Here is a 25,391-nt window from a genome sequence, read left to right on the forward strand (position 1 = left end):
TACCTGGATGAGCACCCCCGGCTTCAGGCGGGGCAGCAGTTCGAAGAAGAACACCATGACGTCGGAGCCCATCTGGAGCCGGTGCGAACCGTCGATGAAGAGGATGTCTCCCGGCTCCAGTTCGGCGAAGACGCCGAGGTCGGCCTCCTGGAGCGGGAGACGGACCACCTCGTCGCAGAGGTGGTCGATATGGGCCCGGGGCTCCGGGTCGATCGACGTGATGCGGGTGCTCAGGCCGAGGTCCTGAATGGCCCGGCGGGCGAACTTGGTGGAGTTCCCCGAGCCGACTTCGAGATAGCGGGCCGGCCGCTCGGAGGCGAGGAAACCATAGAGCGAGAGCGCGTCCAGCGGGGGCAGCCAGGTGTTGCCCCAGTAGGCGGTGGCGGCCTTCTCCACTCCGTTCAGGGGGATCCCGGCCAACTGGTCGGCGTACTCCAGAAAACCGGTGAGCTGTTCGGCGTAACGCTCCCGGCTCTTCTCCAGGAGCGCGCACACAGGGCTGATTTCGGCGCGCGGCTCGGGTGCCACCACGTGGTCCAGAAACACCGGTTTGGCCAGGCCAAAGGGCCACATGACCAGGCCGAACGCGGTGGGCCTGCGCTCCAGCCGGTCAAGTCCACGGCGTAGAACGGGAAGCCGCTCCAGCAAGGTGGGGGTGGGTTCGGTCACGAGGATCGGGGACCGCTTGTGCACGGAGGGAAACCTTTCGATCGGTTGGAAGGCCGAGAAGGGCGAGCCACAGGTTCCGCAAGCACTGTTCGATGGAAGACGGTGAACCAACGGAGTCGGCGAAGCCGGTGATACTCCGGACGCCGGTGATCCTTCCCGGATCGTCCCCCGCTATCCACGAAGACCGTCCTTACCGCGCCGGGCAGTTGACGGAGTTCGTACGATGGAGTGGAAACGCATCAACGCCCGTCCAGGCCTGTGAGCCCAGCGGGCCGAGCGGGGGAAGAAAGGTGCGTGCCCGATGCCGATCGGGCTCCTCTCCACGATTGCCGCCGTGTTCTACGGGGGCACGGTCTCCGTCCTCGCCCTCACCGCGACCTTCGCCCGGCGTCGCACACTGCGACGTGAAGCGCGCAGCACCCTCGCCCTGCTGGTTCCGGGGAGGGCGGTGGAGTCGGAGCGTTAGCCGGCCCGGCCGGATCGGTCCGACGACCGGACCAGCCCGGCCCGAACAATCTCGCAGCCGTGCCTTGACCTCAAGTCCGCTTGAGATCCCAGAGTTATCCGCATGAACACCGAAACCGCAGACATCAAAGCCATCGAACAGGTCGTCGCCACCGTCGAGCGCGCTCAGCGTGCCAAGGACGTCGAGGGCTTCCTCGCGCTCTTCCACCCCGACGCCCTCTGGACGACCGGCCACGGCAAGGTCCTGATCGGCTTCGACGCGATCGCCGAGTTCACCCGCACCGTGCTGCCGGCGGCCAGCTGGGAGGGCGAGATCACCTACAAGGCAGTGCACACGCAATTCCTGCGGCCCGACGTGGCGGCCGTGAAGGTACGGCAGGTCTACCACTCACCGGAGGGCGAAACGGAAGGCGCTCCGCTCTACGTCATGACGAAGCAGGATGACGGAAGGTGGCTGCTGCACGCCTGCCAGAACACGGCAGTGTGGGCCGGATAGACATCTCGGAGTCACGGACGGCGACGGCGCGGGGGATCTTGCAGGCGCCCTCCGCGCCCTCGCCGTTCCACCGCCGCGCCTACGGTCGCCGGCGCAGGTCCGCCGTGAAGGTGTCCCACGCGGCGGGAGCGAGCACGAGAAGCGGGCCGTCGGGGCGCTTGGAGTCGCGGACGGCGACGGTACGAGGGATGTTGCGGGCCACTTCGACACACTCCTGGCCCGCGTTGCCGCCGCTGTAGCTGGACTTGACGAACTCGTACCCGGGCACGCGGTTTACAGCTCCCTGAGAATGGCGTTGATGAGTCTGACCGAGGTGTGCTGCGCAAGCCCCAGGCGCGAGATGCGGTCGAAAAGGCTGCTGTGGCGCTCGGCATCAGTATCGCTCTCCAGCCAGAGAGTGGTCGAGGTCGTATCCATGTGAACCACATCAAGCGCCCCCGGTTCAGCGAAGGACACGATGGTGAAGGCGCTTGTCATGCCGGGGTGAGCACCGGCGATGTACGGCATCACCTGAAGCTTCACGTTCGGCTGCCGCGCCACGTCCAGCAGCCTGCCGAGCTGTTCCCTCATCACCTCGCGTCCGCCCACCAGCTGACGCAGGGCGCCTTCATGCACCACCACCCGCAGCTCAAGCGGGCGGTCGCCGATCAACCGCGCCTGCCGCGCCATCCTGGACTCGACGAAGGGTTCGATCTCGTCGGGGTCCTCCCAGGACCCGTTTCCCACGGCGAGCGCTCTGGCGTAGTCCGGGGTCTGCAACAGTCCAGGCACGATGGCGACTTGCCAGGTGCGAAGGCTGGTGGCGATGTCCTCCAGCGCCACATACTCGGCCATGGACTGGAGTCCCGGGTACTGATTCCACCAACCACTTGCCTTGCGACGTTCGCGGTCGGTCTTGGCGAGTGCCAGCAACCTGTCGATGAAATCGGCGTCACCCTCGCCGTACAGGTGGCACAAGGCCCTGATGTCGGGATCCCGTATCGGTACGAGGCCCCGCTCGATCTTCGCAACCTTGGCGACCGACGCCGTCAGCGCCTCCGCGGCGTGCGATTGCCGCAGGGAACGCCCCTCGCGCATGCGCAGCAACTCCCCTCCGAGACGGCGCCCGAGCACAGTCGAGACCGTCCGGCCCCGATCAGGGCTGTTACCTGCCACGTCGCATCCCTCCGCCGAGTTGCCCAAGTCTCGGACTCATTCTCCTCGAACACCAACTAGGGCAGAGAAATTTCTGCCCGAACTTATTGCTGCACACGCGATCACACCGCTACCGTCGGTGTTCCACCGCTCGCACAGCGGAGCCGAAACCGGCGGAAGTGCACCGCCCTGCCCCGCGCCGAAACCGGCGCCCCGCAAGCGCGGCATCGCCACCGCCCCTCACCGAGAGGTACGCGCCCATGACCTCAGCCCAAGAGAAGCCCCCCGTCCCCGAACCCGTTCTCCGCGAGGACAGACTCAACTTCACGCCGACCGCCCGCAGCGTCACCTTCTCCCGGCGCCGTACCGCGCGGCTCGTACGGGAGTGGGGGTATCCGGGGCTGGCCGGCGACGCGGCCTTGCTGGTCAGCGAGTTGGCGACCAACGCGTTACTGCACGGCGCCATCCGGGGGCGGCTCTTCCGCGTTCACCTCACGCTCACCGCGACCACGCTCCGTATCGCGGTCAGTGACCCGCGCGGCGAGCGGCTGCCCGGTCTGCGCGAGGCCGCGGGCGACGAGTGCTACGGGCGGGGGCTCCTGATCGTCGCGCGGATCGCGGACCGCTGGGGCATCGAGCCGCGCACCGTCGGGAAGACCGTGTTCGCCGAACTCGCCCTGCGGCAGGGGCCGGACATGCCGATGGGCCCGCGCGAAGTTCGCGCGGGCCCATCTCGTACAGCTACGCCCAGGTGATCAGGCGCTTCGGCTGTTCCAGGATCGCGGCGACGTCCGCCAGGACCTTGGAGCCGAGCTCGCCGTCGACCAGGCGGTGGTCGAACGACAGGGCCAGCGTGGTGACCTGACGGGGCTTCACCTTGCCCTTGTGGACCCACGGCTGGAGCTTGATCGCACCGACCGCGAGGATCGCGGACTCGCCCGGGTTCAGGATCGGGGTGCCCGTGTCGACGCCGAAGACGCCGACGTTGGTGATGGTCACCGTGCCGCCCGCCATCGCGGCGGGGGAGGTCTTGCCCTCGCGGGCCGTGGAGACCAACTCACCGAGGGACGCGGCCAGTTGCGGAAGCGTCTGCTCGTGCGCGTCCTTGATGTTCGGCACGATCAGACCGCGCGGGGTCGCGGCGGCGATGCCCAGGTTCACGTAGTGCTTCTGGACGATCTCCTGGTTCGCCTCGTCCCAGGCGGCGTTGACCTCCGGGTTCCGCTTGATCGCGACCAGGAGGGCCTTGGCGATGATCAGGAGCGGGTTGACCCGCACCCCCGCCATGTCCTTGTCCTCCTTGAGCTCCGCGACCAGCTTCATCGTGCGCGTCACGTCGACGGTGACGAACTCGGTGACGTGCGGAGCCGTGAAGGCGCTGCCGACCATCGCCTGGGCGATGGCCTTGCGTACGCCCTTGACCGGGATACGGGTCTCGCGGGCGCCCACCGTGGTGACGACGGCCGGAGCCGGGGTCTCGGGAGCGGCCTCCGCCACCGGAGCGGCGGCGATCGGCGCCGGGGCCTGTGCCGGTACGGGCTTGGCCGCCGCGTGGACGTCCTCGCGGGTGATGATCCCGCCCTCGCCGGTCGGGACGACCGTCGCCAGGTCGATGCCCAGGTCCTTGGCCAGCTTGCGGACCGGCGGCTTGGCCAGCGGCCGGCTCTCCGGGACCACCGCGCCGTGGCCGTTCATCTCGCCCTGGATGGCCGCCGCGGCGGCCGGTACGGCAGCGGCCGTACCCTTGCGGGCCCGCCGCTTGGTCGAGCTCTCGGCCACGCCGTAGCCGACCAGGACCGGCTGGCGGCCCTTCGGAGCCTCGGGCTCCGGTTCGGGCTGAGCAGCCGGGGCGGGTTCGGCCGCCGGGGCCGCGTCGCCGCTGCCCGGTGCCACGTCCACCGCGATGATCACCTGGCCGACGTCGACCGTCGTGCCCTCGGGGAAGCGCAGCTCGTGCACCACGCCGTCGAACGGGATCGGCAGCTCCACGGCCGCCTTCGCCGTCTCGACCTCGCACACGACCTGGCCGTCGGTGACGGTGTCGCCGGGCTGGACGTACCACTTGAGGATCTCGGCCTCGGTCAGTCCCTCGCCCACGTCGGGCATCTTGAACTCACGGAAGCGAGCAGCGTTGGAAGTGTCGGTCATCGTTGTCACGTCCCAGTCCTCAGTACGCCAGCGAGCGGTCGACGGCGTCGAGCACACGGTCGAGACCCGGCAGGTACTCGTCCTCCAGACGCGCCGGCGGGTACGGGGCGTGGTAGCCGCCGACCCGCAGCACCGGTGCTTCCAGGTGGTAGAAGCAGCGCTCGGTGATCCGGGCGGCGATCTCGGCCCCGGAGCCGTAGAACACCGGCGCCTCGTGGACCACGACGAGCCGGCCGGTCTTCTCGACCGAGGTCTGGATGGCGTCGAAGTCGATCGGGGACATCGAGCGCAGGTCCAGGACCTCGATCGACTTGCCCTCCTCCTGGGCGGCCGCGGCCGCCTCCAGGCAGACCTTCACCATCGGGCCGTACGCGACGAGCGTGAGGTCGGTGCCGGTACGGGCCAGCGAGGCCTTGTGCAGCGGGCCCGGGATGGAGTCGGTCTCGACCTCGCCCTTGTCCCAGTAACGGCGCTTCGGCTCGAAGAAGATGATCGGGTCGTCGCTCTGGACGGCCTGCTGCATCATCCAGTAGGCGTCGCTCGCGTTCGACGGCGAGACCACCTTCAAGCCCGCGACGTGCGCGAACAGCGCCTCGGGCGACTCGCTGTGGTGCTCGACCGCGCCGATGCCGCCGCCGTACGGGATACGGATGACGACCGGCAGCTTGATCTTGCCGAGCGCACGGGCGTGCATCTTGGCGAGCTGGGTGACGATCTGGTCGTACGCGGGGAAGACGAAGCCGTCGAACTGGATCTCCACGACGGGCCGGTAGCCGCGCAGGGCCAGGCCGATCGCGGTGCCGACGATGCCGGACTCGGCGAGCGGGGTGTCGATCACCCGGTCCTCGCCGAAGTCCTTCTGGAGCCCGTCGGTGATCCGGAAGACGCCGCCGAGCTTGCCGACGTCCTCACCCATGATGAGGACCTTGGGGTCGGTGTCGAGGGCCTTGCGCAGCGACTCGTTGAGAGCCTTCGCAATGGACATCTTTTCCATGGCCATGGCTACTTGCCCTCCTCGGCGGTGTCAGCGAACGATGCCTGGTAGGCGGCGAACTGGGCGCGCTCCTCGTCGACGAGGGGGTTCCCGTCCGCGTAGACGTTGTCGAAGATCGCGATCGGGTCGGGGTCGGGCATCGCCCGTACCGCCTCGCGGACCCGCTTGCCGAGGGCCTCGCTCTCCTCGTCCAGCGCGGTGAAGAACGCCTCGTCGGCGGCGCCCTCCTTCTCCAGGTACGCGCGCAGCCGCAGGATCGGGTCCTTGGCCTCCCAGGAGGCCCGCTCCTCGTCGGCCCGGTACTTCGTCGGGTCGTCGGAGGTGGTGTGCGCGCCCATCCGGTAGGTGAACGCCTCGACGAGGGTGGGCCCCTCACCCCGGCGGGCCCGCTCCAGCGCCGACCTGGTCACGGCCAGGCAGGCGAGTACGTCGTTGCCGTCGACCCGGACGCCGGGGAAGCCGAAGCCCTGCGCACGCTGGTAGAGCGGGACGCGGGTCTGCTTCTCGGTCGGCTCGGAGATCGCCCACTGGTTGTTCTGGCAGAAGAAGACGACCGGGGCGTTGTAGACCGCGGAGAAGGTGAAGGACTCGGCGACGTCCCCCTGGCTGGAGGCGCCGTCACCGAAGTACGCGATCACGGCCGAGTCCGCGCCGTCCTTGGCGACGCCCATGGCGTAGCCGGTGGCGTGCAGGGTCTGCGAGCCGATGACGATCGTGTACAGGTGGAAGTTGTTGGTGTTCGGGTCCCAGCCGCCGTGGTTCACGCCGCGGAACATTCCGAGCAGGTTGGTCGGGTCGACCCCCCGGCACCAGGCGACGCCGTGCTCCCGGTAGGTCGGGAAGACGTAGTCGTCGTCGCGCAGGGCCCGGCCGGAGCCGATCTGGGCGGCCTCCTGGCCGAGCAGCGACGCCCACAGGCCCAGCTCGCCCTGGCGCTGGAGGGCGGTGGCCTCGGCGTCGAAGCGGCGGGTCAGGACCATGTCCCGGTACAGGCCGCGCAGCTCTTCCGCGGTCAGGTCGATCGAATAGTCCGGATGCTCCAGCCGCTCGCCCTCGGGCGTCAGCAGCTGTACGAGCTCGGGCTCGGAACTCTGTGGCGTCTTCGCGGACGTCTTCGCGGTCGTTTTCACGGCGCTGGTCCGCTTGCTGCTGCGTCGCGGTTTGCGCGCGGCAGTGCTCTCCACGGTCACGTGCGTGCTCCTCCGTCGGTCCGGCCCCCGGGGTCTGCCGGGAAGCCAGTGCGGCTCGCCTGTGTCCGTACCCGTGCACGGGGTGGGTGCCGCTCGGTCCGGGAACAGGCGTGACAGGTGCCCCGGCGAGCGCCCTGCCGAATGCACGTTACCCAGTACGCCGCATAACTGCGAAACCCTATCTGACCTGCGATTTTGCTTGGATTTCCAAGTAAATCGAAAAAGTCGGGAACTCTCGCTGGTCACAGCATTGGTAACAGCCTCGCAGGCCGCCGGAACAACGGCACGTTATCCCGCCGTTCGGCGGCAGGGAAGAGGTGAGTGTGTGAGACTGCGTTTTGTGCGCGAACAAGGAAAAATCACCGTTTTTCTGTTGGACGACCATGAAGTCGTCCGACGCGGAGTCCATGAATTGCTCTCCTCCGAGGACGACATCGAGGTCGTCGGCGAGGCCGGCACGGCGGCGGACGCGCTGGTCCGTATCCCCGCGACCCGGCCCGACGTGGCGGTGCTCGACGTACGGCTGCCGGACGGCAGCGGGGTGGAGGTCTGCCGGGAGGTCCGCTCGAAGGACGAGAACATCAAGTGCCTGATGCTCACCTCGTACGCCGATGACGAGGCGCTCTTCGACGCGATCATGGCGGGTGCCTCGGGATACGTACTGAAGGCGATCCGGGGCAACGAACTGCTGAGCGCGGTACGTGACGTGGCGGCCGGGAAGTCGCTGCTGGACCCGGTGGCGACCGCGCGGGTGCTGGAGCGGCTGCGGGAGGGCAAGAAGGGCCGGGGTGAGGACAAGCTCGCCGGCCTCACCGACCAGGAGCGCAAGATCCTCGACCTGATCGGCGAGGGCCTGACGAACCGGGTGATCGGCGAGCGGCTGCACCTCGCCGAGAAGACGATCAAGAACTACGTCTCCAGCCTGCTCTCCAAGCTGGGCATGGAACGGCGCTCGCAGGCCGCCGCGTACGTGGCCAGGCTCCAGGCGGAGAAGCGCTGAGGAGCACCGGGGGGCGCTGAGGAGCACGCCGGGAAGCGCCGGGAAGCCGGTGATCTTCGGGACCTTGGTCCCGGATCAACCGGGGCCGCAGCCTCTGTCTGCGACCTCCCCGGCGGCGGAGAGTGGAGGCCATGTCCTCCGAGGAACTCCAGGCGATCGAACTTCTCGGCCGCGTCCGGTACGGCCGGCTGGCGACCAGCATGCGGGCCCTTCCCTTCCTGTCGGTGGCCCGGCACGTCGTGATCGACGGGCACGTGGTCCTGCGGATGCACAGCGGTTTCGGCTATCACAACGCGTGCGACGGCACGGTCGTGGCGTACGGCGCGGACAACTTCGACACCGCCGCCCAGGCGGGCGGCAACGACCTGTGGGCCGTGCAGTTCACCGGCACCGCCGAGATCGTGCGCCCCTCGGCCGACCGGCGCGAACTGTTCGGCGACGGTCCCGCCCGGGTGAACGGGGAACCCTTCGACCCGGCGTACCTCAGGATCGAGCCGCACTTCGTCTCTGTGCACACTCTGGACTTCAACGCAAGTCAGACGACCGGCCACACAGCGTGATCTAACATCTGGTGAGTGCTGCGCTCATTTGTCACCCTTCCGTCCGCTTCGCCGGCCGGCGGGGTCCGGTTCCCTTCCGTGCCCGCTCCGCCCGTGTCCCCGGTGGACCGGGCGTTGTTCCCCTCCGTACCACCGCCGCCCGTGTCCCCGGCCGACCGGGCCCCCTTCCCGTCCGTGCCACGACAGCCGCCGGCGCCGCCGGTGCCACCGGTGAACGAGGTGCTGCGCCGCTACCCGGACGCCGGTGAACCCCTGAGCTGCAAGCCCATCACCAAGGGGCTGCTCAACCACGGCTACCGCGTCTCCACCACCCGCGGCTCGTACTTCCTCAAGCACCACCTCGACGACTCCACCGGTGACCGCGCCACGATCGTCCGCCAGCACCGAGCCACCCAGCGGCTCCAGTCGCTGGGCGTGCCCGTCGCCCCGCCCGTGCAGGACACCGAGGGCGACACGGTCACGGAGATCGGCGGCCGGTGCTACGCCCTGCACCCCTGGGTGGACGGGCTGCACCGGGCGGGCGCCCAGCTCACCACCGCCCAGTCGGAGCGGCTCGGGACACTGCTCGGGACGGTGCACACCGGGCTCGAACAGGTCATGGGCCCGTGCACCGGTCCCGCGCACCGCTCCTGCGGTTACCGGAGCGCCGATCCGGGCGACACCTTCGCGCTCATCGACGACCTGCTGACGGCCGCGCGCCGGCGCCGCCCCCGGGACTGCTTCGACGAGCTGGCCGAGCACCGCCTGCGGGAGCGGCGCACCCTGCTTGAACGTCACGCCGACCGCAGACCCCCCACCCCCGGCGCCCCGGCCACCGGCTGGGTGCACGGCGACTTCCACCCGCTGAACGTCCTGTACCGGGGCACCGACCCGGTCGCGATCCTCGACTGGGACCGGCTGGGCGTCCAGCCGAGGGCGGAGGAGGCGGTACGGGCCGCGGCGATCTTCTTCGTGCTGCCGGCCGGGAAGCTGGAGCTGGAGAAGGTACGGGCGTACGCGCGGGCCTACCGGCTGGCGGCCGGGGCCGGGGCGGCCGAACTGGCCGCCGCGGTGCACCGGGTGTGGTGGGAGCGGCTCAACGACTTCTGGATACTGCGCTGGCGGTACTGCCTGGACGACCGAAGGGCCGACCCGCAGTTCCCTGCGGTGTCGGCCCTGGCGGTCTGGTGGACGCGCGAGTACGAGACGGTGCGCGAGGCGTTCACGGGCTGAGTGCGTCCGTGAACGGCCGGGTCAGCGGGTGATCACTGGGTGGTGATCACAGAGTGGTGATCACGGGGTGGCGCCCGTACCGGCCGCCGCGGACGCGCCTGCCGCCGCGGACGTACCGGTGGTGGCACCGCCGTCGGACGTACCGGTGGTGGCACCGCCGTCGGACGTACCGGTGGTGGCACCGCCGTCGGCCGTGCCGGTACCGCCGTCCTCGTTACCCGTACCGCCGTCCTCGTTACCCGTACCGCCGTCCTCGTTACCCGTACCGCCGTTCTCCGTGCCTCCGGTGGCCGGGGGGGACGGCTGGTTCGACGGCGGTACGGAGGGCTGGGTCGGCGTGGTCGACGGGGAGTAGGTCCGCGAGGGCGGGGTGTCCTGCTGACTGCCGGTGGAGTTCCCCGGCAATTCGGTCTTCTGGCTCTCGTCGTCGGTCGGCTCGGACGAAGTCTTCTCCGGGGACGGCGAACTGGAGACCTTGTCGGGCTTCTTCTCGTGCTTCGACCCGGTGTCGTTCGCGGCGTTGACCGCGAAGGCGACACCCGCGCCGATGGCGATCAGCGCGAGCACGACGAACAGCCACAGCTTGCCGCGGCCGCCACCACCGTTGTGCCCGCCCTCGTAGCCGCCGTCGTCGGGGTTCATCGGCGGCAGGATCGGGCCCTGCGAGGTGTCCCCGTGCGGCGGGTGGCCCATCGCCATCGTGCCCCCGGCCATGCCCATGGCCGGGGTGTGCCCGCCTTCGTGCATCGCGACCGGGCCGGTGTTCCACGTACCCGTGTGGCCGCCCTGCACCTGAAGCATCTGAAGGCTGTACTGGACGAGGCCGCGCATCTCCTCGGCGCTCTGGAACCGGTCGTCCGGGTCCTTCGCGAGGGAGCGCATGACCAGCCCGTCCAGCTCCGGCGGCACCGCGTCCAGAACCTCGGACGGCGGGACCGGAATGTCCTGGACGTGCTGGTACACGACGGAGAGCGGCGTCTCACCCGTGAACGGGGGCCGCATGGCCAGGAGTTCGTACAGCAGGCAGCCGGTGGCGTAGAGGTCGGAGCGGTGGTCGACGGCCTTGCCGAGCGCCTGCTCCGGAGAGAGGTACTGCGGCGTGCCCATGACCATGCCGGTCTGGGTCATCGTCGACTGCGCGCCGTGCAGCGCACGGGCGATGCCGAAGTCCATCACCTTGACCGCACCGGAGTTGGTGATGATCACATTGGCCGGCTTGATGTCGCGGTGCACGATGCCGTGCTGGTGCGAGTACGCGAGCGCTTCCAGCACACCCGAGACGATGATCAGGGCCTGCTCGGGCGGCGGCGGCTCGGCACTGATCAGCAGGTCGCGGATGGTCCGCCCCTCGACCAGCTCCATCACGATGTAGGGGACGGTCGCCCCGCCCACGACGTCCTCGCCGGAGTCGTACACGGCGACGATCGCGTGGTGGTTGAGCCCGGCGACCGACTGCGCCTCGCGCGTGAACCGGGCCTTGGAGACCGGGTCCTCGGCGAGATCGGAACGCAGGAGCTTCACCGCGACGGTACGTCCGAGCCTGACGTCCTCGGCCGCGAATACCTCCGCCATGCCGCCCCGGCCGAGGCGGTGGGTCATCCGGTAACGTCCGTCACCGACAACACCGCCGATGCCCCAGGAGTCGGTGCCATCCGAAACTCCGCCGCCGTTTGCTTCGGAATCGGGTGCCATCAGTCCTCGCCGTCGTATCTGTCCGCGCGTCCGCGGGTTCTCACGGTGTCTAGCTGCATTGCCACGTCACGCTACAGCCTCTTCCGGACACACCGTTTCCGAGAGGGACCGGTCATCCAACCGCCCGGCGTGCCGTCCACGCAAATTTCATGCGGGTCCTGTAACGCTTCCGAGACGCTTCTTGTGCGTACGGTCACGGAACGGGCACCCGGCTTGACGTGTCGTACCCCTCGGGCAGACTTGGCGCGTAATGGATGATCGCGTCAGTCGCGCGCCGAGGGGGAGCAAGTCATGAGCCAGGACGGCGCACACGGCGCACAGGGTCGCTATGCGGGCGGTTCGGTCGCCGGCGGCCGCTACCAGCTTCGCGACCTGCTCGGCGAAGGCGGAATGGCGTCGGTGTACCTGGCGTACGACACCGCCCTGGACCGACAGGTCGCGATCAAGACACTTCACACGGAGCTGGGGCGCGAGCAGTCCTTCCGCGAGCGGTTCCGGCGCGAGGCGCAGGCCGTAGCCAAACTGCAGCACACCAACATCGTCTCGGTCTTCGACACCGGCGAGGACGAGCTCGGCGGCGCGCTGATGCCGTACATCGTCATGGAGTACGTGGAGGGGCAGCCGCTCGGCTCCGTGCTCCAGGCCGACATCCAGAACCATGGCGCGATGCCGGCCGACCGGGCGCTGAAGGTGACGTCCGACGTGCTGGCCGCGCTGGACACCAGCCACGAAATGGGCCTGGTCCACCGCGACATCAAGCCCGGCAACGTGATGATGACCAAGCGCGGCGTCGTGAAGGTCATGGACTTCGGCATCGCCCGCGCCATGCAGTCGGGCGTCACGTCGATGACGCAGACCGGCATGGTCGTCGGCACCCCGCAGTATCTCTCCCCCGAGCAGGCCCTCGGCCGCGGCGTGGACGCCCGCTCCGACCTGTACTCGGTCGGCATCATGCTCTTCCAGCTGCTGACCGGGCGGATCCCGTTCGACGCGGACTCCCCGCTGGCCATCGCGTACGCGCACGTCCAGGAGGAGCCGGTCGCGCCCTCCACCATCAACCGGTCGATCACCCCGGCGATGGACGCGCTGGTCGCCCGCGCGCTGAAGAAGAACCCGAACGAGCGCTTCCCTAGCGCGGCGGCGATGCAGGACGAGATCGCCCGCGTGCTGGCCGCGAGCGGCTCCACGGGCGCTCCGGTGATCGTCGCGGGCGGCGGCGCCCCGGCGAACAGCGGCTCGGGCGTCGGCTCGGCGGTCTTCCCCCCGGTCGACCAGTCCGGCGGAATGCCCCAGAGCGTCCAGACGCCCTACCAGCCGGGCCCGTACCAGTCGGGCGCCCAGCCGGGCCCGTACGCGCCGACCCCGGCCCCCACCCCCGCCCCGTCGTACGGCTACCCGCAGTCGGCCCAGCCGTACCAGAGCCAGGTCCCGGCCCAGCAGACCCCGCCGCCCTACACGATCTCCCCGCAGACCCAGCAGCAGACGCCCGCCGGCTCGGGCGGGGGCGGCTCCAAGCGGAGCATGCCGGTCGTCGTGGGCTCGATCGTGGTCGCACTGATCGCGATAGGCGGACTGATCACGGTCCTCTCCCTCAAGGACTCGGGCGAGAAGGACGACCCCACGGCCGGCCAGTCCCCCGCCGGCGAGCACAAGGATCCGGAGCGGAACCGGACGATGGACACCGAGGACTGCACGGACGCGCTGGAGGACAGCGACGACCCGGAGAAGGTCGACGCGCCGAAGTTCTTGTACAAGGACTTCCTGTCCGCGAAGGCGTGTGCAGACGCAGCTGGCTGGACCGTCAAGAAGATCGAGGTCCCGGGGAACACATATGCGGAGGACCAGATCATCGACCAGTTCCCGTCGTCCGGCACCGCTGTGGACAAGACCGGCGCCCACTTCGAACTGCGCGTCGCAACGGGTGACCCGGCCTGAGCCGCGCCGGTTACGGAACGTTGCAGTCTGTCGCCCACCGCAATTAGGATCATCGTTCGGCAGTAATCGAATGGGGGGATTCATGCGACTCCGCAGCAAGTCCATGCTGTTTGTGGCGGCATCCGTAGCGTTTCTCAGCGCCACGACCATCACCTCGGCTTCGGCGGCAACCGGGGTGGTCCTGTCAGCAGAGACCACTGGCGCCTTCGGCGACGCGTATGTCACGTTCGCAAGCAGGACGTACGCGAGCAAGATCGAGTTCCGGTCCGTCGACACTCTGGCCGATGGCCATCACGCACGCCTCCGGCTGATCACCAAACGGAGTAACGGCGTACAGGCCACCTGGCCGTGGCGAATCAACTACGGCGGCAAGGGCGCCCAGCCAGAGTGGACGACGTCCCTGACCGACAAAGAAGGAATCGCTGAGGTACGACTTCAGGTATGCAGGGGCGAGGGTGACGCCCTGATCAATTGTGTGTACAGCGACTGGAGATCCAACGGTCTCGCATAGACAAACCCACACGAGAAGCCCGGCACGCAGGTAAGTGCCGGGCTTCTCGCATCACCCAAAATGCCCACTGTGTCCACACATGCAACGCTGCACTCATGTCTGCTGCGCTCTTCCACTCACGGCATTCGCGGCGCGTCGCCTGCATGGCGGCGTCGGGTGCGGCGCTGGCGCTGCTACAGGTCCAAGCTCACGCCAGTCACCAGCCACCCAGCGGCACCTCGGGGGCAACGCGGGGACCATTCACCACTTCGGCAGCCAGTCCAGCGCCGCCAAAGCCTCACCAGGCTTCGGAAAGCTCCATTTCCCCCTCTACCCAGCACACTCCGCCCAGCCCCCCGCCGATTGCCCCATCGGCCACCTCTTCGGCCGCCCCCGCACCCCTCGGATCACCACTGCCATCCCGCCGGGCTTCCGGCTCCCTCTCCTCCGCCGCTCCCGCAGGCTCCGACTCCCCCGAGAAGACGCCGCGTTCCGAGGCACGGTCCCCGCTGGCCGGGCGGGAGGCCGGGGAGGGCCGACTGCGGCCCGGACGGCAGCTCTCGCCGCAGGAGCTCGCGCACGCGGACAATACGTTTCAGCAGTCTGCCTCACCCTCCGCCACGACTGATCCGGAGCCGATACCTGCCGCGCCGCCCGCAGCAAGCACATCCCCCGGCACCGACGGGCTCTCGCCGCAGGCCCTGGACGCGCCGACCGTGCGCCGGGTGAAGCAGGTCTCACTGGGCGCGGGAATCGCGCTGATCGGGATGGGGCTGGGCTTCCTGGCGTTCCGTATGCGCCGGGCCGACTGAGCCACCCCGGGCCCCTCACCGGGTCTCGCGCACCCCCGGAGGGATTTGCATCGAGCGACATACTCGGTATACATACTGAGTATGTCGATCCGCCACGGGCTGCTGGCCCTGCTGGAGCGGGGGCCCAGATACGGCTCCCAACTCCGTACCGAATTCGAGTCGCGCACCGGCTCCACCTGGCCACTCAACGTCGGCCAGGTGTACACGACGCTCAGCCGGCTGGAGCGCGACGGCCTGGTCGTCCAGGACGACGAGGACGACCAGGGCCATGCTCTCTACGCGATCACCGACGGCGGACGCACCGAGCTGCGGAACTGGTTCGAGACGCCCGTCGACCGCAGCAACCCGCCCCGCGACGAGCTGGCCATCAAGCTCGCCATGGCGGTCGGCGCGCCCGGTGTCGACATCCGTGCCGTCATCCAGTCCCAGCGCCACCACACCCTGAAGGCGATGCAGGACTACACCCGTCTCAAGGCGCAGTCGCTCAGCGATGTCCCGACCAACCGCGACGAGGTCGCCTGGCTGCTCGTGCTGGAGCAGCTGATCTTCCAGGCGGAGGCCGAGGCACGCTGGCTGGACCACTGCGAGACCCGGTTGATCCGCCTCGCCGACGCCGCCGCCAGGGAGCCGGACCCCGAGGTCCGTACGACCGGACGCACCACGCCCCGCGTCGCCCTCCCGCGCAGCCGGCGCTGATCAACACACCGCACATCGCACACCGCAGCAGGCGCTGAGCACACACGCCCCGCGCCTGCCGCACACCGTCTGACGCACTCCGCCTGCCGCACACCGCAGCCGGCACCGACCACCGCCGGCGCGGAACCCGGGCCACAGGCCACCCGCGTACGCAGCGGACACCGGCACGGTCCGCCACAGACCGCTCCGCCGTCCCGGCTCCGTCGCCCCACACACCCGTTCCAAGGGGGAACCGTTCACCATGTCCTCGCACGTCCCGCCCCGATCCGCGGCGCCGACCGGCGCACCCGTACCGGCCGGCGCACCGGTCCTCGAACTCCGGGCGCTCACCCGCACCCACGGCTCCGGCATCGCCGAGGTGCACGCCCTGCGCGGCATCGACCTCGCCGTGCACGCCGGTGAACTCGTCGCCGTGATGGGCCCGTCCGGTTCCGGCAAGTCGACCCTGCTGACCATCGCGGGCGGTCTCGACACCGCGACCAGCGGCCAGGTCGTCATCGAGGGCCAGGACATCTCCGGACTCGGCCGCAAGGGCATCGCCGCGCTGCGCCGCCGCAGCGTCGGCTATGTCTTCCAGGACTACAACCTGATCCCCGCGCTCACCGCCGCCGAGAACATCGCCCTGCCGCGCGAGCTCGACGGTGTCTCCGTCCGCAAGGCCCGCAAGGAGGCCCGGGAGGCGCTGGAGGAGATGAAGCTGCTGGAGGTCGCCGACCGGTTCCCGGACGAGATGTCCGGCGGCCAGCAGCAGCGGGTCGCGATCGCCCGCGCGCTGGTGGGGGACCGGCGCCTGGTGCTCGCCGACGAGCCGACCGGAGCGCTCGACTCCGAGACCGGCGAGAAGGTGCTCGCGCTGCTGCGCAACCGCTGCGACCAGGGCGCGGCCGGTGTCATGGTGACGCACGAGCCGCGGTACGCGGCCTGGGCGGACCGGGTCGTCTTCCTCCGCGACGGTTCGATCGTCGACCAGACGCTCACCGCCGACGCCGACTCGCTCCTCACCTCCGAGGCCGCCAAGTGAGCGTCTTCACCGGCTGGCGCGCCGCCCTGCGGATAGCCCGGCGCGACGCGATGCGGTTCAAGGGCCGCAGCGCACTCGTGGTCGCGATGATCGCCGTACCGGTGGTCGGCGTCACCGCCCTCGACGTGACGTACCGCAGCGTGTCACCCACCACGGCCGAGCAGCTGACGGCCGACATGGGCTCCGCCGACGCGCTCTTCAGCGACCAGCGGATCGGCCCGATCGAGCAGCTGCCCGACGGGGACAGGTACGAACAGGTCGACGAGAACGCAGTGGTGGACGAGAACGCCCCGCTGCTCGACATCAGCACCACGTTCCCCAAGGGCTCACGGGCGATCAGCATCCAGTCCGTCCCGGCGAGCATCACCACCAAGTACGGCATCTCCGAGACCGACATCCACGAGTTCCGGACATCGGACGAGCTGGCCCGCGGCAGGATCGAGCTCGTACGCGGTGAATTCCCGCACGGCAAGGACGAGCTGGCCGCCACCGAACCGTTCCTGAAGTCGACCGGACTGAACGTCGGCTCGGTCACCACCGTGCGCAACTTCGGCAAGAAATACACGATCACCGGTGTCGTCGAGGAGCCCGACTCGCTCAACACCAAGGCTCTGTACGCCGACCCGGGGGCGGTCATCGCCCCGTGGAAGGCAAGGTCCGACCACGACAAGAAGGTGGTGCCGCCGAACACCAGCACCGTGGACTGGCTGGTCAAGGGCCCCGAAGGGGTGGGCGTGACCTGGCCGGACGTCATGGAGGCCAACAAGTCCGGCGTCGTCGTCAAGTCCCGTCAGGTCGTCCTCGACCCGCCGCCGGACTCCGAGATCCCGCTGGCCAGGAAGGGCGGCGAGGAATACCCGGACTTCTCCGAAGGAAAGCCGAACGCACCGCTCATCACCGTGATCGCCATGGCGGTCCTGGAGATCGTGCTGCTCGCCGGACCGGCCTTCGCGGTCGGTGCGCGCCGCTCGCGCCGCCAGCTCGGCCTGCTCGGCACGTGTGGCGGAGACCGACGCCATGTCCGGGCCGTGGTGCTCGGCGGTGGTCTGGTGCTCGGCGGCATCGGAGCCGCGACCGGTGTGGTGGTCGGGCTGGCGGCCACCGCCGTCTTCCGCCCGACGATCGAGGCATGGGCCGGACACCGCTTCGGCTCTCTCACCCTGAACCCGATGGAAATGCTGCTCATCGCGGTGATCGGCCTGGTCACCGGCCTTCTCGCGGCGTTCGCCCCGGCGATCGTGGCGAGCCGGCAGTCGGTACTTGAGTCGCTCACCGGACGCCGTGGCGTCCGCCGCTCCTCCCGGGTGATGCCCGTCCTGGGCGGCTGCGTACTGGCCGTCGGATGCGCCGTCGCCGTCTACGGCGGCACCAGCGGGGACTCGTCACTGGTGGCCGGTGGCTCGGTGGCCGCCGAGCTCGGGCTGCTCGCCTGCATCCCGGTGATCGTCGGCTTCCTCGGCCGGCTCGGCCGCATGCTGCCGCTCTCCCCCCGGCTGGCGCTGCGCGACGCGGCCCGCAACCGTGGCCGTACCGCACCCGCGGTCGCGGCCGTGATGGCGGCCGTCGCCGGATCGGTCGCCGTCGCCACGTACATGTCCAGCACCAAGGCCGAGTCCGCATTCGACTACACGCCCACCCAGACCCAGGGAACGGTGATCCTCTCCGCCTTCGCCTACTCCTCCTCCGGCCTCAAGGCCTACACCCAGCTCCCGCAGGCACGGGCCGCCGTCGAACGGAACATGGCCGTCACCGGCGGGCATGCCGACTTCCGACGGGTCTGGGCGGGCAGCGACTGCGACATCTACGGCGACGACGAGAACAGCTGCGGCTCGCTCGAACTGGTCAAGCCCGCCGGCAAGGACCACGTATGTCCGCTCACCGAAAAGGGTGCCAAGGAGCTCGCCGCGCGGCTCTCCTCCGACGAGCACAGGAAGCTGATGAGTTCCCCTGCCTGCCTCGCGGGCAGGACTACGACGGGCCTCTTCAGTTCCGGTGAGAGCGGCATCGTGGTGGCGGACGAGGCCATGCTCAGCACCTATGTGAAGCTCGACGACCCTGCGGCCGCCGAGGCACTGGCGGCCGGCACACCGGTCCTGCTCAACGAGGCGTACGCGAAGAACGGCGAGGCCACCATCAAGGCGGTCCACCGCTACAACGAGAAGGACAAGCAGAACCGGAAGCTGCACCCAGGCAAGGCACGGACCACCACGGACCGGCTGAAGGTGTACGTGGCACCCGCGAAGTACGCCGCCACCCCCGGGTTCGCCATGATCGTCCCGCAGCGGACCGCGGAACGGCTCGGCCTGCACACCGCGGAGAGCGGCAGCGTGTACACCGTCTCGCACACACCGACGGAGGCCGAGACGCAGCAGACCTACGGCGCGCTCGCGCAGGCCGGCGACGGCGTCGTGATGCAGTCCGAGTCCGGCCCCGACGGGAGCGTGGACGCCATGCTGCTGATCCTGACGCTGTTCGCCGGAATGGTGACGCTGGGCGCCGCCGCGATCACCACGGGCCTCGCCAAGGCGGACGCGGAAGCCGATCTCAACACTCTGAGCGCGGTGGGTGCGCCCCCGAGCGTGCGGCGGAAGCTGTCCGGCTTCCAGTGCGTGGTGGTGGCACTCACGGGCGTGGTCCTCGGCACGCTGGCGGGACTGGTGCCCGCGGTGGCGCTGCGGCTGGTCGACCTGCGCCTGGCCCTGCAGGCGATGCGGCAGGAACCCACGGAGTCCGCGTACACCCCGATCGTGCTGCCCTGGCCCACCCTCGGCCTGCTCGTGGTGGGCGTCCCGGTGCTGGCCGGTCTGCTCGCGGCGGCACTCACCCGCTCACGCCTCGCGCTGGCGCGGCGGGCCGGATGACGGTGCGACGGACCGGATGACGGCTGAGGCCCCGGAGGCCCCGGAGGTGGTGCGGCCGGTGGGCTGACCGGCTGACTTGGTGCCCCCGTAAACGGTGGATCAACCGTTTGCGGGGGCACCACAGTGTCGTACGGCAGCTGTGCGAGACAATGGCGCCATGGAGATGCCGAGGAATGAACGGTCGCAGGAGCACCCCCAAGTCCTCGTGGTGGGGCAGGACGGCATGGCGATCGGCGGCGGTGGCACTGACGACGAATCGCGTGAGGTCCCGGTGACGGAGATGGTCGAACAGCCCGCGAAGGTCATGCGCATCGGCAGCATGATCAAGCAGCTCCTGGAGGAGGTCAGGGCGGCTCCTCTCGACGAGGCGAGCCGGGTCAGGCTCAAGGAGATCCACGCCAGCTCGGTGAAGGAGCTGGAGGACGGCCTCGCGCCGGAGCTGGTGGAGGAGCTGGAGCGGCTCTCTCTGCCGTTCACCGAGGAATCGGTGCCCTCCGAGGCGGAACTCCGGATTGCCCAGGCACAGTTGGTGGGCTGGCTGGAGGGCCTGTTCCACGGCATCCAGACGGCGCTGTTCGCCCAGCAGATGGCGGCCCGGGCCCAGTTGGAACAGATGCGCCGCGCCCTTCCGCCGGGCAGCGCCCACGAGGAAGAGGACGGCAGCGGTGACCCGCACGGGGCCATCCGGTCGGGCCCGTACCTCTAGACGCCCCGTCCCCGCACCTGAGAGATACCTGGCCGTACGCACCTGACAGCGAGCGACACCGAGGCCCGGCACACATGGTCGACGACCTGTGCGCCGGGCCTTTTCGTCAGCCCGTCGGGGCCTGCAGCAGCACCTTTCCGACATGCGCGCTGGACTCCAGCACCCGGTGGGCCTCGGCGGCGTCCGGCATCGGCACGATGCGGTCCACGACCGGCCGCACGACCCCGTCCGCGATCAGCGGCCAGACGTGCTCGCGCACGGCGGCGACGATGGCGGCCTTCTCGGCGAGCGGACGGCCGCGCAGCGAGGTCGCGGTGATGGCGGCCCGCTTGTTCAGCAGGGCGCTCAGATTCAGCTCGCCCTTGACGCCACCCTGAAGGCCGATGATGGCCAGCCTGCCGTTGACGGCGAGCGCCTTCACATTCCGGTCGAGGTACTTCGCGCCGACGATGTCGAGAATGACATCCGCACCGGCCCCGTCGGTCGCCTTGCGCAGTTCCTCGACGAAGTCCTGCTCCCGGTAGTCGATCAGGATGTCGGCCCCGAGTTCCGCGCAGCGCGCCAGCTTCTCCGGTCCCCCGGCGGTGACCGCGACCCGCGCGCCCACGGCCTTGGCTAGCTGGATCGCCATCGTGCCGATGCCGCTGGACCCGCCGTGCACCAACAGCGTCTCGCCGGGGCGCAGATGGGCCACCATGAAGACGTTGGACCAGACCGTGGCCGCCACCTCGGGCAGCGCCGCTGCCAGGGCCGGTTCGATGCCGTCCGGCACGGGCAGCAACTGCCCGGCGGGCACCGCGACCTTCTCCGCGTACCCGCCGCCCGCGAGCAGCGCACACACCTCGTCGCCGACCGACCAGCCGGTGACACCGGGCCCGATCGCCGAGATACGGCCCGAGCATTCGAGGCCGGGGTACGGGGACGCGCCGGGCGGCGGGTGGTAGAACCCCTGCCGCTGCAACACATCGGCGCGATTGACCGCGCTGGACACGACATCGACGAGGACCTCGCCCTCGCCGGCTACCGGATCGGGCACCTCGGCCCAGACGAGTGCTTCGGGGCCGCCCGGTTCAGGGATCGTGATCGCATACATGGCGCGAGGCTACTCCGTGGCAGATGAAGGACCACGAAGGACGCCGCACGGAGCGAGGCGGGCCGCATGTGGGGCGGGTTCGGCCGGACGTGAGGCGGAGCGAGGTGGGCCGGACGTGAGGAGGGGCGGACGTGAGGCGGGGCGGGGCGGGCCGGACGTGAGGAGGGGCGGACGTGAGGCGGGGCGGGGCGGGCCGGATCAGTCGCGTGGGCGCGGCAGGCCGGTGGACGGGCCGTCCGACGGCGATGGGTTCGAGGCGCGCACGATGGTGATCAGACGGTCCGTCAACTGCAACGGGCTGGCCGCCGGATCGTCGTAACCCAGCAGCCGGTGCCCCCGCAACACGCTGACCACGAGATCGTCGGTCTCCCGGACGCTCTTGCCCACCTCGGCCTTTATCACCGGCCGTTCGACGAGATCGAGCCCGCTGCCCTGCTGGATCAGGTCCTCCATCACCGTGCCCGCGCTGGGGCTGAGGACCGAGAGGCCCAGCAGCCGGCCCGCCGCACTGGCACTGGTGATCACCGCGTCGGCACCGGACTGCCGGAGCAACGGCGCGTTCTCCTCCTCGCGCACCGCCGCGACGATCTTCGCGCCACGGTTGAGCTGTCGGGCCGTCAGAGCCACCAGCACGGCCGTGTCGTCGCGCTGGGTCGCGATGATGATCTGACGCGCCTTCTGGAGCTCGGCCCGCAGCAGCACCTCACTGCGCGTCGCGTCGCCCACCACACCGACGAACCCTTCGGCGTTGGCGATCTCGATCACCTTGGTCGCCGGGTCGACGATGACGATCTGTTCCTTCTTCAGGCCGGTGGCACACAGGGTCTGGATGGCCGAACGGCCCTTCGTCCCGAAGCCGACGACAACGGTGTGATCACGCAAGTTGGTTCTCCAACGCTTCAGCCGAAAGTCCTCGCGGGTCCGTTCGGTGAGGACCTCAAGAGTGGTGCCGACCAGGATGATCAGGAAGAGCACCCGCAGTGGCGTCACGAGCACCACATTGGTGAGCCGGGCGGCGTCCCCGTACGGGGTGATGTCGCCGTAACCGGTGGTGGAGAGGGTGACCGTCGCGTAGTACACCGCGTCCAGCAGATCGACCTTGCCGTCGGCGGCATCGTGATAGCCACCGCGGTCCATCCAGACGATCAGCACCGTCGCGGCAAGCACCAGCAGCGCCATCATCAGCCGCTTGGCGACCTGCCGCGCCGGTCCGTCGACGACCCTGCGCGGGAGCAGCACCCGTGTGGGTACGACATGCTCGTCAGCGCGCCTGGCCATCGCATCGTGGCCGGGAAGTTTCACGTGAAACACCCTTCCGTCCACGGCATCGCCGAGGCCCACGGTAGATCGAGGATCTCCACTTCGGTGCCGGACCGTACCCCGCCGGGCGGTACGACGGCCAGCCCGTCGGCGGCAGCGATCCCACGGAGCATCGCCGGACCGTTGTAACGCAGCGGTACGACGTACTCGGCACCGCCCCCGGTTCCCGCGCCGCCGGCCCCTTCGCCGCCGCTGCCGTATCCGCTGACCGACCGGCCGTCAGCCGTGCTGCCCGCCCGGTGGACCACGGGCACCAGACGGGTGTCGTGCGGGTGCCCGTGCACGTCGTCGCGTACAGCGACCCGGTACGGCGCCTCCGGCTCCCGGCCCGCCAGCCCGCGCAGGAGGGGCTCGGCGAGAGTGAGGAGCCCGGAGACGGCGGCCAGGGGGTTGCCCGGCAGCCCGACGAGATACGGGCCCCCGTCGTTCTCCTTAAGTCTGGCCAGCAGCATCGGGTGGCCGGGGCGGACGGCGACTCCGTCGACCAGCAGCTCCGCCCCGATCTCGGCAAGGACCGGGTGGACGTGGTCGACGGGGCCCGCAGCCGTACCGCCGGTGGTGATGACGAGGTCGGCCTCGGAGGTGGTGAGAGCGTGCCGCAGGGCGGCCGCGTCGTCACCGAGCCGCTGCGGGGCCGAGACCTCGGCTCCCAGCGCACGCAGCCAGGGGCCGATCATCGGGCCGAGCGCATCACGGATCAGCCCGTCGTGCGGCAGGCCGCCGGTCAGCAGTTCGTCGCCGAGCACGAGGACGTCGACGCGGAGCCGGGGCACCACGACGAGCGTGTCGTACCCGGCCGCGGCGGCCAGACCGAGAACGGCGGGCGTCACCGACGCTCCGGCGGGCATGAGCCGATCGCCGGCCCGGCACTCCTGGCCGCGGGGCCTGATGTCCTGTCCGGGGAGCACCTGATGTTCCGCGTGGAGCAGCCCCGTGGCCCTGTCCACGCGAGCGTGTTCATTGCGGATCACGGCGTTGGCGTCTGCCGGAATGCGGGCTCCGGTGGCGATCCGTACGGCATCGCCGTCGGGAAGCGTGGCGGGCGCGCTCCGCCCGGCGAGGATGCCCAGGTCCCGGTTCGAGCCGGCCCCGGCCCGCGCCTCGGCCCCGGCGACGTCGCGGACGTTCCAGGGCCCCGGTCCGGAGACGACCCAGCCGTCCATGGCAGAGGTGTCGAAGGACGGAAGATCGGTGAGTGCGACGAGCGGCTCGGCGAGTACGTGCCCGAGTGCCTGGCCGAGAGGAAGCCGGCCGGCCCCGATCCCGATGGCCCGGGCGGCCGAGCCGGACTGCCCGGACTGCCCGGACTGCCCGGACCTCCCGGACCTCCCGGACCGAGCGGCCAGTGCACGGGCCTCCGGCCAGGAGGCCGCTAGCCCGTGCCCATGTCGGCGCCTGTGCCCGTGCTCGTGCCCGTGCCGGTCCTGCCCGGGGGCGGTGCCGGAGCCCCGGTCCGGGTCCGACGAACGGGGTACGACAGTGGGATCGGCAGTGGGATCGGCCGTGGGATCGGGATTGAGATTGGCCGTGAGTTCGCCTGCGGGTTCGCCTGCGGGTTCGCTCTCGGGGAAGGACATCTCCGAAAAGTGCGACTGCTGCCACGGGGGGCTGGATTCCGTTTCCGTGGGTCGCGGCCGACCTGTCGCGTGAGGCCACCCCTCTGAACGGGGCCGACCCGTCGGGCGGTGCTCACCGGGCGGCCGGCTCCCGACCAGCGCGAGAGCCTGCTCGACGGCCCGTTCCTCCTCGGCCGCCCGCACCTCTTCCGGAGTCGGGCACCGCTCCCCGCCCCGAGGCCGCTCACACGCCGAAGGCCCGAAACCTGCCTCCGGCCCCACACCTGCCACCGGCCCGGCATCCGCCGACAGCCCGGAGGCCGGCGCGGACCCGGCGCCCACCGAAACGGTGTCCGCAGCCGGAGGCCGGTCGGACCCGCCGCCACCGGCGGTCATTGCGTCTCGTTCTCGTCCGCCCAGCGAAGGGCGAGCGCGGCAGCCTTCCGGGCGGCCTCGGCCACCGCCGTGGCGCTGTCGCCGTCGCCTTCGCTGCTCGCCATGGCCGCCGCGTACCCGACCAGAAAGGTGGTCAGCGGCGCGGCGGGCCGGGCCACACCGTGGGCGGCGTCACGGGCGAGGTCGAGCAGGACGCCGGTGTCGACGTCCAGTTCGATGCCGAGTTCGTTCTTGACTGCGGTGATCCATTCATCCAGCACGGCCCCATGCTCTCTGATGCGGGCACGCGCCGACGCAATGTCCTCCCAGGTGTCGCAGTCGAAGGAGGCGAGAGGGTCGGCCGCCACCCGGGCAAGGTCGAGTTCAGGCGTCAGCAGGCGCAGGGGGAGCCCGGACAGGCCGCCGTGTTCGGTGGCGAGGAGCGCGAGCTCACGGCGCAACGGATCGGCACGGTAGACGGCGACGAGAGGCTGGTCGCGGCCCTCCTGGTCCGTGCACAGAGCCCCGTCCCGCTGTCCTTGCCCGGCGGCGGCCAGCAGCGTTGCGACGGTCTCCGCCCCGAGGAACGGCAGGTCGGCGGAGAGCACGAGGACCCGTTCCGCCGTCGTCCGCCGGATCCCCGCGTCGAGCGCGGCCAACGGACCGCCGCCCCGGGGCTCTTCGTACGTCCAGACGACCGGCCGCACGGTGGACCGGCGGCCGCCCACCACCACCGTCGTCGACGCGTCGGCACAGGCCGCGAGCACCCGGTCGAGCAGCGCACGGCCCCCGACCCGGATCCCCGGCTTGTCGGCGCCGCCGAGCCGCTTGGCGGCCCCTCCGGCAAGAACGATGGCGTCATACGCGGTCATGCATCCGAGTATGCGGGCCGCAGGCTTCCGTCGATCCGCCCGGTCGGTGATCGAGCCGATCGACCGGACCCGGCGGGGGGAGGAAACGGAAGCC

The 25,391-nt window shown here is 70.1% G+C and carries 23 protein-coding genes; 12 read left to right on the plus strand and 11 right to left on the minus strand.

What is annotated here, in order from left to right; genetic code table 11:
* Positions 1 to 693: class I SAM-dependent methyltransferase (locus EES42_RS21150; RefSeq protein ID WP_124719811.1), on the minus strand; the 693-nt coding region annotated here is incomplete at its 3' end.
* A gap of 277 nt (positions 694 to 970) precedes the next feature.
* Here EES42_RS21150 and EES42_RS44800 point away from each other — a divergent pair.
* A complete protein-coding gene (locus EES42_RS44800; RefSeq protein ID WP_164495283.1) occupies positions 971 to 1,135 on the plus strand; it encodes a hypothetical protein in 165 nt (54 codons plus the stop codon).
* Positions 1,136 to 1,237: 102 nt separating this feature from the next.
* Positions 1,238 to 1,630, plus strand: a complete 393-nt coding sequence (locus EES42_RS21155; RefSeq protein WP_124719812.1) for an SgcJ/EcaC family oxidoreductase — start codon at positions 1,238 to 1,240, stop codon at positions 1,628 to 1,630.
* A 79-nt stretch (positions 1,631 to 1,709) separates the two neighbouring features.
* Here the strand turns inward: EES42_RS21155 and EES42_RS21160 are convergent, their stop codons facing one another.
* Positions 1,710 to 1,898, minus strand: a complete 189-nt coding sequence (locus EES42_RS21160) for a DUF397 domain-containing protein (protein WP_124719813.1) — start codon at positions 1,896 to 1,898, stop codon at positions 1,710 to 1,712.
* A gap of 5 nt (positions 1,899 to 1,903) precedes the next feature.
* Positions 1,904 to 2,785, minus strand: coding sequence for a helix-turn-helix domain-containing protein (locus tag EES42_RS21165; protein ID WP_124719814.1), 882 nt, complete (start codon positions 2,783 to 2,785; stop codon positions 1,904 to 1,906).
* A 239-nt stretch (positions 2,786 to 3,024) separates the two neighbouring features.
* On the opposite strand from EES42_RS21165, the gene EES42_RS21170 reads away from it, so the two are divergent.
* Entirely contained in the window at positions 3,025 to 3,519 is a 495-nt protein-coding gene (locus EES42_RS21170; protein ID WP_124719815.1) for an ATP-binding protein, read from the plus strand.
* Here the strand turns inward: EES42_RS21170 and EES42_RS21175 are convergent.
* Genes EES42_RS21175 through pdhA form a run of 3 tightly spaced genes read right to left on the minus strand, consistent with a single transcriptional unit; the run spans position 3,506 to position 7,096 of the window.
* Positions 3,506 to 4,921 (minus strand): dihydrolipoamide acetyltransferase family protein, encoded by a 1,416-nt coding sequence (locus tag EES42_RS21175; RefSeq protein WP_124719816.1) that lies wholly within the window; start codon positions 4,919 to 4,921, stop codon positions 3,506 to 3,508. The two genes, EES42_RS21170 and EES42_RS21175, sit on opposite strands and share 14 nt — an antisense overlap.
* Before the next feature lie 10 nt (positions 4,922 to 4,931).
* Positions 4,932 to 5,912, minus strand: a complete 981-nt coding sequence (locus tag EES42_RS21180) for an alpha-ketoacid dehydrogenase subunit beta (protein ID WP_124719817.1) — start codon at positions 5,910 to 5,912, stop codon at positions 4,932 to 4,934.
* A gap of 2 nt (positions 5,913 to 5,914) precedes the next feature.
* Positions 5,915 to 7,096 (minus strand): pyruvate dehydrogenase (acetyl-transferring) E1 component subunit alpha, encoded by a 1,182-nt coding sequence (pdhA, locus tag EES42_RS21185; protein ID WP_124719818.1) that lies wholly within the window; start codon positions 7,094 to 7,096, stop codon positions 5,915 to 5,917.
* A 340-nt stretch (positions 7,097 to 7,436) separates the two neighbouring features.
* On the opposite strand from pdhA, the gene EES42_RS21190 reads away from it, so the two are divergent.
* The 3 genes from EES42_RS21190 to EES42_RS21200 all read left to right on the plus strand — a co-directional run bounded on the left by EES42_RS21190 (position 7,437) and on the right by EES42_RS21200 (position 9,868).
* Positions 7,437 to 8,096 (plus strand): response regulator, encoded by a 660-nt coding sequence (locus EES42_RS21190; protein WP_124720165.1) that lies wholly within the window; start codon positions 7,437 to 7,439, stop codon positions 8,094 to 8,096.
* Positions 8,097 to 8,227: 131 nt separating this feature from the next.
* The gene (locus tag EES42_RS21195; protein ID WP_124719819.1) at positions 8,228 to 8,656 is read left to right on the plus strand and encodes a pyridoxamine 5'-phosphate oxidase family protein; all 429 of its coding nucleotides are present in this window, start codon (positions 8,228 to 8,230) and stop codon (positions 8,654 to 8,656) included.
* 219 nt (positions 8,657 to 8,875) lie between these two features.
* Positions 8,876 to 9,868 carry a phosphotransferase gene (locus tag EES42_RS21200; RefSeq protein ID WP_124720166.1) on the plus strand — a complete coding sequence of 331 codons (993 nt, stop codon included), beginning with the start codon at positions 8,876 to 8,878 and terminating at the stop codon, positions 9,866 to 9,868.
* A 60-nt stretch (positions 9,869 to 9,928) separates the two neighbouring features.
* Here EES42_RS21200 and EES42_RS21205 read toward each other — a convergent pair whose 3' ends face one another.
* The gene (locus EES42_RS21205) at positions 9,929 to 11,560 is read right to left on the minus strand and encodes a protein kinase domain-containing protein (protein WP_124719820.1); all 1,632 of its coding nucleotides are present in this window, start codon (positions 11,558 to 11,560) and stop codon (positions 9,929 to 9,931) included.
* Positions 11,561 to 11,851: 291 nt separating this feature from the next.
* Here EES42_RS21205 and EES42_RS21210 point away from each other — a divergent pair, with 291 nt between their 5' ends.
* The 6 genes from EES42_RS21210 (at position 11,852) to EES42_RS21240 (ending at position 20,081) form a co-directional block, all read left to right on the plus strand.
* On the plus strand, positions 11,852 to 13,495 hold the full coding sequence (locus EES42_RS21210; RefSeq protein WP_124719821.1) for a protein kinase domain-containing protein: 1,644 nt from the start codon (positions 11,852 to 11,854) through the stop codon (positions 13,493 to 13,495).
* Positions 13,496 to 13,577: 82 nt separating this feature from the next.
* A complete protein-coding gene (locus EES42_RS21215; RefSeq protein ID WP_124719822.1) occupies positions 13,578 to 14,006 on the plus strand; it encodes a hypothetical protein in 429 nt (142 codons plus the stop codon).
* 872 nt (positions 14,007 to 14,878) lie between these two features.
* The gene (locus EES42_RS21225) at positions 14,879 to 15,493 is read left to right on the plus strand and encodes a PadR family transcriptional regulator (RefSeq protein WP_124719823.1); all 615 of its coding nucleotides are present in this window, start codon (positions 14,879 to 14,881) and stop codon (positions 15,491 to 15,493) included.
* A gap of 241 nt (positions 15,494 to 15,734) precedes the next feature.
* A complete protein-coding gene (locus EES42_RS21230; protein WP_124719824.1) occupies positions 15,735 to 16,514 on the plus strand; it encodes an ABC transporter ATP-binding protein in 780 nt (259 codons plus the stop codon).
* On the plus strand, positions 16,511 to 19,375 hold the full coding sequence (locus tag EES42_RS21235; RefSeq protein WP_124719825.1) for an FtsX-like permease family protein: 2,865 nt from the start codon (positions 16,511 to 16,513) through the stop codon (positions 19,373 to 19,375). Before EES42_RS21230 ends, EES42_RS21235 begins: the two co-directional genes overlap by 4 nt.
* A gap of 157 nt (positions 19,376 to 19,532) precedes the next feature.
* On the plus strand, positions 19,533 to 20,081 hold the full coding sequence (locus EES42_RS21240) for a bacterial proteasome activator family protein (RefSeq protein ID WP_124719826.1): 549 nt from the start codon (positions 19,533 to 19,535) through the stop codon (positions 20,079 to 20,081).
* 106 nt (positions 20,082 to 20,187) lie between these two features.
* Here EES42_RS21240 and EES42_RS21245 read toward each other — a convergent pair whose 3' ends face one another.
* The 4 genes from EES42_RS21245 to EES42_RS21260 form a co-directional block, all read right to left on the minus strand.
* A complete protein-coding gene (locus tag EES42_RS21245) occupies positions 20,188 to 21,174 on the minus strand; it encodes an NAD(P)H-quinone oxidoreductase (protein ID WP_124719827.1) in 987 nt (328 codons plus the stop codon).
* Positions 21,175 to 21,372: 198 nt separating this feature from the next.
* On the minus strand, positions 21,373 to 22,515 hold the full coding sequence (locus tag EES42_RS21250) for a potassium channel family protein (RefSeq protein WP_124719828.1): 1,143 nt from the start codon (positions 22,513 to 22,515) through the stop codon (positions 21,373 to 21,375).
* Positions 22,473 to 24,446, minus strand: a complete 1,974-nt coding sequence (locus tag EES42_RS21255; protein WP_241196495.1) for a molybdopterin molybdotransferase MoeA — start codon at positions 24,444 to 24,446, stop codon at positions 22,473 to 22,475. The genes EES42_RS21250 and EES42_RS21255 overlap by 43 nt, the downstream gene beginning before the upstream one ends.
* Positions 24,443 to 25,297, minus strand: coding sequence for an NTP transferase domain-containing protein (locus EES42_RS21260; RefSeq protein ID WP_124719830.1), 855 nt, complete (start codon positions 25,295 to 25,297; stop codon positions 24,443 to 24,445). Before EES42_RS21260 ends, EES42_RS21255 begins: the two co-directional genes overlap by 4 nt.
* Positions 25,298 to 25,391 lie beyond the last annotated feature (94 nt).

Source organism: Streptomyces sp. ADI95-17, from assembly GCF_003846175.1.
Lineage (GTDB): Bacteria > Actinomycetota > Actinomycetes > Streptomycetales > Streptomycetaceae > Streptomyces > Streptomyces sanglieri.